The sequence below is a fragment of the Pseudomonas fluorescens genome (genome assembly GCF_902497625.1).
In the GTDB taxonomy this organism is placed as follows: Bacteria; Pseudomonadota; Gammaproteobacteria; order Pseudomonadales; family Pseudomonadaceae; genus Aquipseudomonas; species Aquipseudomonas fluorescens_BQ.
On the sequence record NZ_CABVGX010000019.1, the window covers coordinates 1 to 13,408 of the forward strand.

General features: G+C 59.6%; 14 protein-coding genes. 7 read left to right on the top strand and 7 right to left on the bottom strand.

Annotated elements, in window-relative coordinates; all coding sequences use genetic code 11:
• Window positions 1-137: 137 nt before the first annotated feature.
• The gene (locus F8N12_RS13300; protein WP_150580829.1) at window positions 138-1,811 is read right to left on the bottom strand and encodes a DEAD/DEAH box helicase; all 1,674 of its coding nucleotides are present in this window, start codon (window positions 1,809-1,811) and stop codon (window positions 138-140) included.
• A 416-nt stretch (window positions 1,812-2,227) separates the two neighbouring features.
• On the opposite strand from F8N12_RS13300, the gene F8N12_RS13310 reads away from it, so the two are divergent.
• Entirely contained in the window at window positions 2,228-3,019 is a 792-nt protein-coding gene (locus tag F8N12_RS13310) for a crotonase/enoyl-CoA hydratase family protein (protein ID WP_150580830.1), read from the top strand.
• Between the two features lie 110 nt (window positions 3,020-3,129).
• On the opposite strand, the gene F8N12_RS13315 is transcribed toward F8N12_RS13310, so the two are convergent.
• A complete protein-coding gene (locus F8N12_RS13315; protein WP_150580831.1) occupies window positions 3,130-3,885 on the bottom strand; it encodes a spermidine synthase in 756 nt (251 codons plus the stop codon).
• Window positions 3,886-4,033: 148 nt separating this feature from the next.
• Between F8N12_RS13315 and F8N12_RS13320 the strand changes: the two genes are divergently transcribed.
• Window positions 4,034-5,380 carry a class II 3-deoxy-7-phosphoheptulonate synthase gene (locus F8N12_RS13320; RefSeq protein WP_150580832.1) on the top strand — a complete coding sequence of 449 codons (1,347 nt, stop codon included), beginning with the start codon at window positions 4,034-4,036 and terminating at the stop codon, window positions 5,378-5,380.
• 107 nt (window positions 5,381-5,487) lie between these two features.
• Here the strand turns inward: F8N12_RS13320 and F8N12_RS13325 are convergent, their stop codons facing one another.
• Window positions 5,488-6,717, bottom strand: coding sequence for a winged helix-turn-helix domain-containing protein (locus F8N12_RS13325; RefSeq protein ID WP_150580833.1), 1,230 nt, complete (start codon window positions 6,715-6,717; stop codon window positions 5,488-5,490).
• A gap of 64 nt (window positions 6,718-6,781) precedes the next feature.
• On the bottom strand, window positions 6,782-6,997 hold the full coding sequence (locus F8N12_RS13330; RefSeq protein WP_150580834.1) for a DUF1127 domain-containing protein: 216 nt from the start codon (window positions 6,995-6,997) through the stop codon (window positions 6,782-6,784).
• Between the two features lie 96 nt (window positions 6,998-7,093).
• Here F8N12_RS13330 and F8N12_RS13335 point away from each other — a divergent pair, with 96 nt between their 5' ends.
• Window positions 7,094-7,948 (top strand): LysR substrate-binding domain-containing protein, encoded by an 855-nt coding sequence (locus tag F8N12_RS13335; protein ID WP_150580835.1) that lies wholly within the window; start codon window positions 7,094-7,096, stop codon window positions 7,946-7,948.
• Here the strand turns inward: F8N12_RS13335 and F8N12_RS13340 are convergent.
• The gene (locus F8N12_RS13340) at window positions 7,938-8,687 is read right to left on the bottom strand and encodes a sulfite exporter TauE/SafE family protein (RefSeq protein WP_150580836.1); all 750 of its coding nucleotides are present in this window, start codon (window positions 8,685-8,687) and stop codon (window positions 7,938-7,940) included. The two genes, F8N12_RS13335 and F8N12_RS13340, sit on opposite strands and share 11 nt — an antisense overlap.
• A 109-nt stretch (window positions 8,688-8,796) precedes the next feature.
• Between F8N12_RS13340 and F8N12_RS13345 the strand changes: the two genes are divergently transcribed.
• The 3 genes from F8N12_RS13345 to F8N12_RS13355 all read left to right on the top strand — a co-directional run bounded on the left by F8N12_RS13345 (window position 8,797) and on the right by F8N12_RS13355 (window position 10,929).
• Window positions 8,797-9,753 carry a LysR family transcriptional regulator gene (locus tag F8N12_RS13345; protein WP_150580837.1) on the top strand — a complete coding sequence of 319 codons (957 nt, stop codon included), beginning with the start codon at window positions 8,797-8,799 and terminating at the stop codon, window positions 9,751-9,753.
• Between the two features lie 69 nt (window positions 9,754-9,822).
• Complete coding sequence (locus F8N12_RS13350; protein WP_150580918.1) at window positions 9,823-10,284, top strand: MarR family winged helix-turn-helix transcriptional regulator; 462 nt, start codon at window positions 9,823-9,825, stop codon at window positions 10,282-10,284.
• 225 nt (window positions 10,285-10,509) lie between these two features.
• Window positions 10,510-10,929, top strand: a complete 420-nt coding sequence (locus F8N12_RS13355) for an organic hydroperoxide resistance protein (RefSeq protein WP_028619994.1) — start codon at window positions 10,510-10,512, stop codon at window positions 10,927-10,929.
• Between the two features lie 169 nt (window positions 10,930-11,098).
• Here F8N12_RS13355 and F8N12_RS13360 read toward each other — a convergent pair whose 3' ends face one another.
• Window positions 11,099-11,668, bottom strand: a complete 570-nt coding sequence (locus tag F8N12_RS13360) for an elongation factor P (protein ID WP_007943632.1) — start codon at window positions 11,666-11,668, stop codon at window positions 11,099-11,101.
• Between the two features lie 48 nt (window positions 11,669-11,716).
• On the bottom strand, window positions 11,717-12,859 hold the full coding sequence (earP, locus tag F8N12_RS13365; RefSeq protein WP_150580838.1) for an elongation factor P maturation arginine rhamnosyltransferase EarP: 1,143 nt from the start codon (window positions 12,857-12,859) through the stop codon (window positions 11,717-11,719).
• Between the two features lie 139 nt (window positions 12,860-12,998).
• Here earP and F8N12_RS13370 point away from each other — a divergent pair, with 139 nt between their 5' ends.
• A complete protein-coding gene (locus tag F8N12_RS13370; RefSeq protein WP_150580839.1) occupies window positions 12,999-13,406 on the top strand; it encodes a hypothetical protein in 408 nt (135 codons plus the stop codon).
• Window positions 13,407-13,408: the final 2 nt, after the last annotated feature.

The window sequence follows — 13,408 nt, forward strand, 5'->3', positions numbered from 1 at the left end:
GGTTTGGCGACGGCTGCACAGCCTCGTAGGCTCGGCAGCGGCTACGGGGATCTGAGCTGAGACAAAAAATGCAGGCATAAAAAATCCCCGAACCAGTCGGGGATTTTTTATGTTCGATCAATCAACCCAGGAGCCGATCAATCTTCGCGATAGCGACGCAGCTTCAACTGCTTACCGGCAACGCGAGTGTCCTTCAGCTTGGTCAGAAGCTTTTCCAGACCGTCTTCCGGCAGCTCGACGAGGCTGAAGCTGTCACGCACCTGGATGCGACCGATTGCTTCGCGAGCCAGACCACCTTCGTTGAGGATGGCGCCCAGCAGGTTCTTGGCAGCGATACCATCACGCGCACCCAGCGCGGTACGGCAACGAGCACGACCTTCGGCCAATGCAACCGGAGCGCGACGCTCACGATCACCACGGTCCGGACGATCACCGGTACGCTCTGGACGATCGCCACGCGGTGCATTGTTCGGCACCAGTGGACGCTCTTTCTCGATTGCTGCCAGAGTCAACGCTTGACCGTTGGTTGCCTTGCGCAGCAGGGCTGCGGCCAGGGCACGCGGGCTGCAACCGATGTCGGCGGTCAGGCGATCAAGCAGATCACCATGGGTCGACTCGGCATCGCCAACCAGCGGCGACAGGCTGTTGGTCAGTTTCTTGATGCGGGCATCGAGAACGGCCTGAGCATCCGGCAGGCGGACTTCGGCAACTTTCTGACCGGTTACACGCTCGATCACTTGCAGCATGCGGCGCTCACGCGGCGTCACCAGCAGCAATGCGCGACCTTCGCGACCGGCACGGCCAGTACGGCCGATACGGTGAACGTAGGATTCCGGATCGTACGGCATGTCAACGTTGAACACGTGAGTGATGCGCGGAACGTCCAGACCACGAGCGGCAACGTCGGTCGCCACAACGATGTCCAGACGGCCATCCTTGAGGGATTCGATCACGCGCTCACGCTGGTTCTGAGCAATGTCACCGTTCAGCGCAGCGGCTTTGTAGCCTTTGGCTTCCAGGGCACTGGCCAGGTCCAGGGTCGCTTGCTTGGTGCGCACGAACATGATCAGGGCGTCGAAGTCTTCGACTTCCAGCAGGCTCAATACAGCCGAGGTCTTCTGGTCAGCGTGAACCAACAGGTGAGCCTGTTCGATCGCGGTAACGGTCTGGGTCTTGGTCTGGATCTTCACGTGTTGCGGATCGCGCAGATGGCGTTCGGCAATGGCGCGAATCGACTGCGGCAGGGTCGCCGAGAACAATACGGTCTGACGGGTAGCTGGCAAGGCCTTGAAGATGACTTCGAGGTCGTCCATGAAACCCAGTTTGAGCATCTCATCGGCTTCGTCGAGAACCAGATGGTTCACGGTCGACAGGACTTTTTCGTCACGACGCAGGTGGTCGCACAGACGGCCCGGAGTGGCGACAACGATCTGTGCGCCATTACGGATTGCTTTCAGTTGTGGGCCCATTGGGGCGCCGCCGTAAACGGCCACAACGGTCACGCCCGGCATTTGCTTGGCGTAGGTTTCGAAAGCGGTTGCTACTTGCAGCGCCAACTCACGGGTTGGCGCCAGGATCAGGGCTTGCGGTTCGCGCTTTGCAGGATCGATGCAATGAAGAATTGGCAGAGCGAACGCGGCGGTTTTACCCGTACCGGTTTGCGCCTGACCGATCATGTCCTGGCCGGCCATGATGATCGGGATCGATTGCTGCTGAATAGCCGAAGGCTCTTCGTAGCCAGTCGCGATGACGGCTGCAAGAATGTTCGGATTAAGATTAAAAGCGGCGAATCCGCCGGTTTCCTGGGTCATGGGTCTGCCTCTAAGTGCATCCGCAAAGACCCATGCTCCAAAGCTGCGCATGCCGTGTAAGACTCAAGAGTCGCCCTGGCTGCTTTGTCGGCGGGGATTTGCGAAAACGAATGAATGAAAAAGATTCGTCAAGGGAGAGTCCGCTGTGCGGACGTGCAGCCGAAGCTGACTTCGGGGAATTGCGCTACCTAAACGCGGCCCGGTTAAAGGCCGGCGCGCACTATACCGGAATTCGGCCAAAAAGGGAGCATTATTTGTCGGAAAACTGACGCGTATGCCTTTACGTCACGCGCTTTGCGCAGATTCGATACACCGTCTACTTTTCAATGGCCCGGCCCCGCTGGTAATCGCGCTAAATCGGTTCACCTGAATCACGCACACCGGCGCGCGCTCCTTCCCGCACGAGGAATTGCTTGATGAATCAGAGCCCTTCGAGCCGTGTCACCTGCGAGCGGCACGGCCACGTCCTGATGATCGGTCTGGATCGCGTCGCCAAGCGCAACGCCTTCGACCTCGAACTGCTGAACGCGCTGAGTCTGGCCTATGGCGAATTCGAGGCTGATCGCGAAGCGCGGGTGGCGGTGCTGTTCGGGCATGGTGAGCATTTCACCGCCGGGCTCGATCTGGTCAATGCCAGTGCGGCGCTGGCCGAAGGCTGGCAGGCGCCGCCCGGCGGCTGTGATCCATGGGGTGTGTTTGTCGGCCCGAGGGTGAGCAAACCGGTGATCGTCGCAGCGCAGGGCTACTGCCTGACCATCGGCATCGAGCTGATGCTCGCGGCGGACATCAACCTGTGCGCCAGCAATACCCGTTTCGCGCAGAAGGAAGTGCAACGCGGGATCTTCCCGTTTGGTGGCGCGACCTTGCGCCTGCACCAGCTGGCCGGTTGGGGCAATGCCATGCGCTGGTTGCTCACAGGCGATGAGTTTGATGCCCATGAAGCGTTGCGCCTGGGCCTGGTGCAGGAAGTCATGGCCAGTGAGGACTTGCTACCCAGAGCCATGGAGTTGGCACAGCGGATTGCGTGCCAGGCGCCGCTGGGGGTGCAGGCGACGCTGATGTCGGCGCGGCAGGCGCGTCATGAAGGTGAAATCGCAGCGGCGCAGGCGTTGCCCGCGCTGGCTAAGCGCTTGCTGGGGAGCGAGGATGCACAGGAAGGCGTGCGGTCGCTGGTCGAGAAGCGGCCGGGCAATTTCAGAGGTCTTTGACGGATATATTGGCGGTGAAGGCCCCATCGCGAGCAGGCTCGCTCCCACACTGGAATGCATAGCCTTGTGGGAGTGAGCCTGCTCGCGATGAGGCCGCACCGACACCCGAGTTACGTCGCCGGCCGAATCGCCTTGATCAACGATTGCAACGAATACCCCAACCGCGGCGCAAGCCCCTCGGCCCGGGCGGTCAGACCCTGCAGGTCCAATTCCTGATCAAGCTCCGACGGCACGATCAGAATCACATTGCCCTCCTTCACAGGTAATTCCCAATAGTGTCGGTGATACAAACCACGGAACAGCGCCGCGCCTAACGGTTTGCCATCATCGGTAGCCCACTGATTGATCACCAGCCAGCCGCCCGGATTCAGGCGTTTCTGACAGTTCTCGAGAAAACTCCAGGCCAGATGGCCGACACCGGGGCCGACGTCGGTATAGAGGTCGACGAAAATCAGGTCCGCCGGCTCGGCGGTACCCAGTAGTTCCAGCGCGTCGCCCACACGAATGAACAGCCGCGGGTCGTCATCCAGCCCGAGAAACTCGATCGCCAGACGCGGAACGTCGGGGCGCAGCTCGATGGCTTCGACATCCTCCAGCGGTAAAAACTTCAGGCAAGCCTGCGTCAACGTGCCCGCGCCGAGCCCCAGAAACAGTGCGCTTTCCGGCTGCTCGTGGCACAACGCACCGATCAGCATGGCACGGGTGTAATCGTATTCAAGCCAGCTCGGGTCGGCGGTGAACACGCAGCTCTGTTCGATGGCATCACCGAACTCGAGAAAACGATAATCGGCCACTTCCAGCACGCGAATCACGCCAAACTCGTCTTGTACCTCGGCGAGCAGATGCTCGACGCGCTCCTCAGTCATTAGGTCTCCTGATCGTCACCGCTCGGGGCAACACGACACACCGCAACATATAGCGGCAAAGGCGCGATTGTCGGCGAAGCAACGGCGGCGGGTCACGCACTAATTGCTGATAACATGAGCGCCCGAGCGTAAACCAACCGAGACCGTGATGAGCCAACCGTGGAGCCCTGACAGCTGGCGCGCCCTGCCGATCCAGCAACAACCTCAATACCCCGACGCCGCGCACCTGTCGCACGTCGAGCAAACCCTGGCCAGTTATCCGCCGCTGGTGTTTGCCGGTGAAGCGCGCGAGTTGCGCCGCCAGTTTGCCGAGGTCACCCAGGGCCGTGCGTTTCTGTTGCAGGGGGGCGATTGCGCCGAAAGCTTCGCGGAATTCTCCGCCGCGAAAATTCGCGACACGTTTAAAGTATTGCTGCAAATGGCGATCGTCATGACCTTCGCCGCCGGTTGCCCGGTGGTCAAGGTTGGACGCATGGCCGGGCAGTTTGCCAAACCGCGCTCGGCCAATGACGAAACCATCGACGGCGTGACCCTGCCCGCCTACCGCGGCGACATCGTCAACGGTATCGGTTTCGACGAAAAAAGCCGCGTGCCGGATCCGGAACGTCTGCTGCAGTCCTATCACCAGTCGACCGCGACCCTGAACCTGCTGCGCGCTTTCGCCCAGGGCGGTTTTGCCGACCTGCATCAGGTGCACAAGTGGAACCTGGACTTCATCGCCAACTCGGCGCTGGCGGAAAAATACAGCCACCTGGCAGATCGCATCGATGAAACCCTGGCCTTCATGCGCGCCTGCGGCATGGACAGCTCGCCACAGCTGCGTGAGACCAGTTTCTTCACCGCCCACGAAGCGTTGCTGCTGAACTACGAAGAAGCCTTCGTGCGTCGCGACAGCCTGACCAACGATTATTACGACTGCTCGGCACACATGTTGTGGATCGGCGACCGCACCCGTCAGCTTGATGGCGCGCACGTCGAATTTCTGCGCGGGGTGAACAACCCGATCGGGGTGAAAGTCGGCCCGAGCATGAACCCCGAAGACCTGATTCGCCTGATCGATGTGCTCAACCCGGACAACGATCCCGGTCGCTTGAACCTGATCGCGCGGATGGGTGCGAACAAGGTCGGCGAGCATCTGCCGCAACTGATTCGCGCGGTCCAGCGTGAAGGCAAGCAGGTGCTGTGGAGTTCCGACCCGATGCACGGCAATACCATCAAAGCCAGCAGCGGCTACAAGACCCGCGATTTTGCGCAGATCCTTGGTGAGGTGAAGCAGTTCTTCCAGGTGCATGAGGCGGAAGGCACGTACGCGGGCGGCATCCATATCGAGATGACCGGGCAGAATGTAACCGAGTGCATTGGAGGGGCGCGGCCGATCACCGAGGACGGGTTGTCGGATCGCTACCACACCCATTGCGACCCGCGGATGAACGCGGATCAGTCGTTGGAGTTGGCGTTTTTGATTGCCGAAACGTTGAAGCAAGTTCGCCGGTAAACCAGCAGGCTCTCAGCCGGCCAATACATCGCCTTCGCGAGCAAGCCCGCTCCCACATTGGAATGTGTTTCCTCTGTGGGAGCGGGCTTGCTCGCGAAGGCGTCAGTTCAGTCACATCCGATACTGGCCAATGCCACCCGCAACCGCTCCGCACTCGCCCGCTGACAATTCAACTGCACCCGCTCAAGACCAAGCCAATCCGCCATCCGCCGTAAATTCACCGCTAACGCCAGCATCCCCGCGTCATCCAGACCCGGCTCCTCTTCATGCACCGCATGCACCGCCAACCGACCCAGCGCCCGCTCAGCGCGCAAATCGACGCGCGCGGCGATCCGCTCATTGTGCAAAAACGGTAGTACGTAATAGCCGTAAATACGCTTCTCCCGAGGCGTGTAAATTTCCAGACGGTAACGAAAATCGAACAGGCGCTCGGTGCGGCTGCGCTCCCAGATCAGCGAATCAAACGGCGACAACAACGCACTCGCTTCAACCTTGCGCGGTAACGTAGGCTCGGGCAGGCAATAGGCGGGTTGCCGCCAGCCCTGCACTTCGCACATTTGCAAGGCGCCCGCCTCCACCAACTCGGCCAGGCGCAGATGCGAATCGCCAGGGTTGAGACGGAAGTAATCACGCAGGTCTTTTTCCGTCGCGACCCCCAAGGCGCTTGCAGCGTGCAGCAGCAATCCGCGCTGCGCCTCGGCCTCGCTGAGTAACGGCTGCTGAAGGGTCGCCGCAGGAATCACCCGTTCCGGCAAATCATAAAGACGCTCGAACCCGCGCCGTCCGGCCACGGTCACTTCACCGGCAGCGAACAACCACTCCAGCGCGTGCTTCTCCGCGCTCCAGTCCCACCAGGGCCCGGCCCGCTCCTGCCGCGTCGACAGGCTGCCGGCACCCAGCGCGCCGAGCTTCTCGACCGAGGCCAGCACCCGGTGGATCGTGTCCTGCTGCTCCCGACCGAAACGCGCCAATTGCTGATAAATCCCCTCACCACGCGCCGCACGTTGCATGCGCCAGCGCATCAACGGGTACATCGACAGCGGCAGCAACGAAGCTTCATGGCCCCAATATTCGAACAGCGTGCGCCGCCGGCCTGAACTCCAGGCGGCCTGGTCGAGCAGGTCGGGCGAATAATTGCCTAAGCGAGAAAACAAGGGAAGGTAGTGCGAGCGCACCAACGCGTTGACCGAATCGATCTGCAGAATGCCCAGCCGTTCGATCAGCCGATTGAGCTGAACCGCGGTGATCGTCGCTGGCAGCTGGCGCCCGTGGAACCCTTGGGCAGCCAGCGCCAGACGCCGAGCCTGTTTGAGGGATAAGGACAGTGGTGCGGGCATGAACATCTCCTTGTCTGCTCGCAACCTACCTCACCGGAAGACGGTTTGTGTAGTTGTGGATGACTCATTTGTGCATCGGGTCATCCCAGAATGGGCGGATGGCTTCATGTTCGACGTCTGCCCGACTGACTCCGATGTCCTTCAATGCTTCATCGCTCATGCTCGCCAGCAGCTCGCGTTCACGGTGCAATTCGTACCAGCGGCTGATCTTGTGCAGCAGATCCGAGACGACGTGGACGGAATGCTTCTCTACCTCGACATAACCTTTTTGACCTTTCATCTTGTTGCCCTCCGTTTGGGATGGCTCAAGTGTCGCGCCGGGCTTAAGATCAATCCAACGAATGTTTCTGATGCCACACATCTCGGAGATTGATGGATGTCTGCCTACCCGAGTATCGACACCGACGTGCTGCGCACCTTTGTCGCCATCGCCGATCAAGGCGGCTTCACCCGCGCCGGCGAATTGATCAACCGCACGCAATCTGCCGTAAGCATGCAGATGAAACGGCTGGAAGAAGATGTGCTGCAGCGCCAGTTGTTCCAGCGCGACGGGCGTCAGGTGCGCCTGACGGCGGAAGGTCAGGTGCTGCTGGGCTACGCGCGGCGCATTCTCAAATTGCACAGCGAGGTGTTCAACACACTGCGCGAGCCGCACATGGTTGGCACCGTACGCATCGGTACGCCGGACGATTACGTGATGCGTTTTCTGCCGGGGATATTGCGACGGTTTGCCCAGTCGTATCCGCTGATCCAGATCGAAGTGCATTGCGAATCATCAAAACAATTGCTGCTACGTCAGGACCTCGACCTGTCGATCGTCACCCGCGAGCCGGGCAACGAGATCGGCCAGTTGTTGCGCAAGGAGCGCTTCGTCTGGGCCGAGGCGCAGTGCTTCAGTGCCCATGAACAGACGCCGCTGCCGCTGGCAATGTTCAACAGCGACTGCTTCTGTCGGCTGTGGGCGTGCAACGCGCTGGACGCGATGGGCCGCGACTACCGCGTGGCCTACAACAGTTCCAGCTTGTCAGCGATCATGGCAGTAGTCAGTGCCGGACTGGCGGTTACCGCGCAACTGGAAAGCCTGATCACCCCCGATTTGCGCATTCTCGGTGAGGCTGAGGACCTGCCGATATTGCCGGAGGCCAGCATCATGTTGCTGCGTAACCTGCACAACCCCTCGCCGATCACCGAATGCCTGGCCGAGCACATCGTTGAAGGCTTCAAACTTTAAAGGCGAGCATCACTGCGCAGAGCACCAGAAAACCGCAGAACAACCCACGCAACAGGCGCTCCGGCAGGGCGTGGGCAATTTTCACGCCCCAGCTGATACTCAACAGACCGCCAACTGCCAGAGGCACGCCAATTATCCAGTCCACCTGGTGATGCACGGCATAGGTGGCAAGCGTGACGCCGGTGCTCGGCAAGGCCAGCGCCAGCGACAAACCTTGGGCGACTACCTGCGTCGTGCCGAACACGCTGGTGAGTACCGGCGTTGCAACCACTGCCCCACCCACGCCGAATAACCCGCCCATGGTACCGGATGCCGCGCCGAGCACACCCAGCCACGGCCATGAATAACGCATTTGCGCAGAAGCCGGTGCGTTGCCGGTGAACATACGCAACAGATTGTAAGCCGACAGTACGACCAGGAATGCGACGAATCCCGCGCGCATGGTTTGCGCATCAATGCCCACTGCCCAGATCGAACCGAGCCAGGCGAAAACGAACCCCATTGACGCCAGCGGCATGGCATGGCGCAGTTCGATCTTGTTGCGCTGGTGATAACGCCACAGCGCCAGCATCACGTTTGGCACAACCATTACCAACGCCGTGCCTTGGGCAATCTGCTGATCGAGCCCGAATAAAACGCCCAGCATCGGAATGGCAATCAAACCGCCGCCGATGCCAAATAATCCGCCGAGGGTTCCCAGAGCGGCGCCGAACACCAGATACATCAAAATCTCGATCACGATTTGTTTCCCTTCATTGCAGTCTTCCCATGCTACTCAGTCGCGTCTGGTGCGGAAACGCACAGCAACGCACAATGGCTATGCCAATCTCGCACAAGCATACGACGCCATGAATCCCAATCAGCTGACAGACCAGTTAGGCCTTTTTCTCGACGTACTGGAGAGCGGCAGTTTTTCCGCCGCCTCCCGCCGACATCCTATGACGCCTTCCGCCGTCGCGCGACGTATCGATAGTCTGGAGAACGCCGTCGGTAGCCAATTGTTCATCCGCAGCACTCACGCCGTGCGCGCCACGCCAGCGGGGCTGGCGTTTGCCGAACGGGCACGGCGAATCGTCGCGGAGCTGCAGCTCGCCCGTGCCGAAGCGGTGTCGCTGAGCAGTGCACCGGAAGGCCTGATCCGGCTGGATGCACCGGCGGGTTTCGGGCGACGGCACCTGGCGCCAGTGATTGCCGATTTTCTGATGCTTTATCCCGGTCTCGACGTACAGCTCCACCTGATCGAAAGCTTCGTCGACATGCAGGGGCTGAATCTGGGCAAGGTCGATCTGGTGCTGCGCGCCGGGCAAATGGCCGACACCCGACTGGTCGCGACCCCATTGGCGAGCATGGTGCGCGTTGCCTGCGCCAGCCCCGATTACCTGCAGCGGCGCGGGGTACCGAGCGATCCGGCACAATTGACGGAGCACGATGGCCTCGACTGGGATGGCCTCGCTCCACCGTTCGCCTGGCGGTTCGAACGCAGCGGACACATGCACTTGCACCGCCCCGGCCGTATCCGCATGAGGGCCAACAATGCCGAAGCGCTGCTATGCGGCGCGTTGGCCGGGCTGGGAATCGCCCACTTGCCCACCTGGCTGACCAGCGAATGCCTGCTGCGCGGCGAACTGCTACCGCTGTTTTGCGAAAACGGCTTGCCGCCCGCAGAGACCACCGGGATTTACGCCCTGCGACTGGCACAACAACCCAACTCGCGCAGCCGCTTGTTGTTGGAGTACTTGAAAACCCGTTTCAGCCCGGCACCGCCATGGGACCTCGCGCTGCAAACCACGCTGGGTAGACACTAAGTCAGAATTATCTGGCGCATTAAAGGTTCGCCCGCTAGATTCATGAAGATTATTGATCAAGGCTTTGAAATGACCACCAAGCGCAACACCCCGGATAATTGCGACGACCTGCTTCTGGACAATCAGGCCTGCTTTGCCCTGCATTCCACCTCGCTGCTGATGACCAAGGTCTACAAGCCGTTGTTGCAGGCGCTGGGGCTTACGTATCCGCAGTACCTGGCGATGATGGTGTTGTGGGAACAGGACGGTTTGACCGTGGGAGAAATCAGCACGCGCCTGTTGACTGACCCAGGCTCGCTGACGCCTTTGCTGAAACGCCTGGAAGTGGAAGGATTGCTGAGCCGTACGCGCAGCCGTGAGGATGAGCGTGTGGTGATCGTTGAACTGACCCAACAGGGCCGCGCGCTGCGCGACAAGGCCCGCGGCATTCCGCAGTGCATCCTGGGTGCTACCGGAATGTCGGTAGAACGACTGCAGAACCTCCAGGCGGAGCTGCAGATTCTTCGCAGCCACCTGCAAGACAGTCTGTAATCTTTGTAGCCTGACCGATTCCCTGTGGGCGCGAAAAATCTTCCTTCCACACTTCCCGCCTGAACCTCTCTAAATCAGCAGTTTTCGAACACCCATCGGACGTTCATCGAAATTGTTCGAAAATTTATCTTGCGCGCAAAATACTTGCGCGATACATTCACATCGCACTTACTTAGCGCGCAAATATTTAGCGCAAACACAATCAAACAGAACGAGGCCGACACCATGCAAACTCTCTACACCGCAATCGCAACCTCCACTGGCGGCCGTGACGGTCGTGCGGTTTCCAGCGACAACATCCTCGACGTCAAACTCGCCACCCCGAAAGAACTCGGTGGTGCTGGTGGCGCAGCGACCAACCCGGAACAATTGTTCGCTGCCGGTTACTCGGCCTGCTTCATTGGCGCGCTGAAATTCGTTGCCAGCCAGACCAAACGCAGCATTCCAAACGACGCCGCGATCACTGCCCATGTCGGCATCGGTCAGATCCCTGGCGGTTTCGGTCTGGACATCGATCTGCACATCAGCCTGCCAGGCCTGGAACAAGCCGACGCGCAGTCGCTGGTCGACGCTGCTCACCAGGTCTGCCCGTACTCCAACGCCACCCGTGGCAACGTCGATGTGCGTTTGCATGTGACTGTCTAAGCGATGGAGCAACAGATCGCAGCCTCGTTTCACTCGACAGCTCCTACAGGAAATCCGAGCCCCTTGTAGGAGCTGTCGAGTGAAACGAGGCTGCGATCACTTGATCCTGATCTTCGGCCACAAAAAAGCCCGACTCACTGGTCGGGCTTTTACATTCCTGAAGCGGTGCTTATTTGGCACGGCCTTTGTAGGAACCGCCTTCGCGAGTATCGATTTCGATCATGTCGCCGATTTCGATGAAGTCAGCAACCGACAGTTCGGTACCGTTCTTCAGTTTGGCAGGCTTCATCACCTTGCCGGAAGTGTCGCCGCGAGCGGAACCTTCGGTGTAGTCAACCTGACGCACGATTGTGGTCGGCAGCTCTACGGAAACCAGACGCTCTTCGAAGAAGATCGCTTCGCAGACATCGGTCATGCCTTCTTCAACGAAAGGCAGAACGGCCTCGATGTCTTCAGCGTTCAGCTCGTACATGGTGTAGTCGGTGGTGTCCATGAACGTGTATGTGTCGCCGCTGATGAACGACAGGGTCGCTTCTTTGCGGTCGAGGATCACGTCGTCCAGTTTGTCGTCAGCGCTGTAAACGATCTCGGTCTTGTAACCGGTCAGCAGGTTTTTCAGCTTGGTCTTCATGATCGCGCTGTTACGACCCGACTTGGTGAATTCAGCTTTCTGAACCAGCCAAGGATCGTTTTCGAGACGGATCACGGTACCGGGTTTCAGTTCTTTACCAGTTTTCATTGCGATTATCCGAATTTGGATGGGATTTACAAAAATCTAGGCCGCGTATCATATCCAATTTACATAAAACTGTACCAGCGCCGCGGCAAGATCCGCCTGCAAGCCCTGTTCCAGACACCACGCTTCAGCGTGTTGCTGCAGTTCTGGCCAGTGTTTGCGCGTTGATTGCCAGTGGTCGGCCATTGCCTCATCGGCATTCCATGCGCGCCACAGACCGCTCATCGCCTCGCGCGCGGGCTCGGACAGGCCTTTTGTATAAAGCTCGATGAAGGCTTCCAGCTTGTCGAGGTGAATGTCTTCGTCCTGGCGATAGATGTGCCAGAGCAGCGGTCGCCCCGCCCACTGCGCGCGGACGAATGAGTCTTCGCCGCGCACCGCGTTGAAATCGCAGCTCCATAGCAACCTATCGTATTGATCCTGCCGGACAAACGGCAGGATTTGCACGGTCAGGGCATCACGCACATGAATCGCGCCGGCCTTGAGATCGTCTATGCCGAGCCAGTGTTCGACATCCGCAATTATCCGACCTTCCGGGATCAGGAGATGTGTAGCCGTCGCATCGGAGGCCATGGCGTCGAACCAGCTGGACAGGCCTTTATTTTCGTAGGCAAACAGCGATATCAGGTGCGCGCCCTGCGCACGATTGATACCGAGACTTTGCAGGAAATTACGCTGAGCCTCGGCGTCTTGTTGAAATTGCCGACGCCGTTCCAGCAGATTTTTCTCCCGCAGCAGGCCGCCTGTTCCCGGCTGAAAACCCGGAAAGAAGAAAAACTTCTGCACACTTTTGTATTTCACTGAAGGCAAGCCGTGGCAGCCAATGACCCAGTCTTCAGCACTCAAATAATCAAGGTTCATCCACAGCGGCGGTTGTTCCCGCTCCGCCATGGCATCCATGTAGGCGCCGGGCAGCTGGCAGGCGAACGCGGCAATCACTACATCGGCAGCGTCGGCGGCTGGCCAATCCGTAGACCAGTGACGCACTTCGACACCTTCCTGCCACTGCTGGCTCAGCCGGATATCTATCTGCGGGCAAAGTCGCTCGAAAGCACGCAAGTCATCCACCCATAAACGCACCGCCACCGAATGTTCGGCCACCAGCTGCCGGGCCAGGCGCCAGGTCACGCCGATGTCGCCGAAGTTATCCACAACAGTGCAAAAAATGTCCCAGCGGGGGTTCAGTTCAGGCATTCCAGGCTCCCATTGGCAAAGGCGCCGATTGTCCGAATACCGATTGTCCGCATAAATGGCCTCGTACAGAAGAGCCGACGGCGATTAATCTACATGCGACAATCGCCACTCGCCCGCGATCATCCGCCAGGAGGCAACCATGCCCTACCGTTCCCACTCGCGCCGCCGCCTGCCGGTGCAGCTCAACACGCTGCAACTGACCTGCAGTATTGCCCTCGGCCTGTGGCTGGGGTTCCTGGCGATTGCGCTGACCTGCTGGCTCGCCTCCCGTCTGTTGTTCAGCGAGCAACTGGCACCAGTGGCCCAAGCCGTGCAGCAACTGGCCAACCCGCCGCAAACACAACCTGCGCCAGAACCCTCGCCGCAAAATTCGATGTTCGACCAATATCAAGAGAACCTGCGCCATAACGAGCAACAACAAATGGTCGAGCAGGCCCGCAGCAGCAAGCGCAATCTGTCGAACGCCAAGTGTCAGTTCTGGCTGCAACAGGACCAGAACGCGCCGAGCGAAAAAAGCCGCGCCAACGTCTTGCAGTTCTGCGAGTGAAC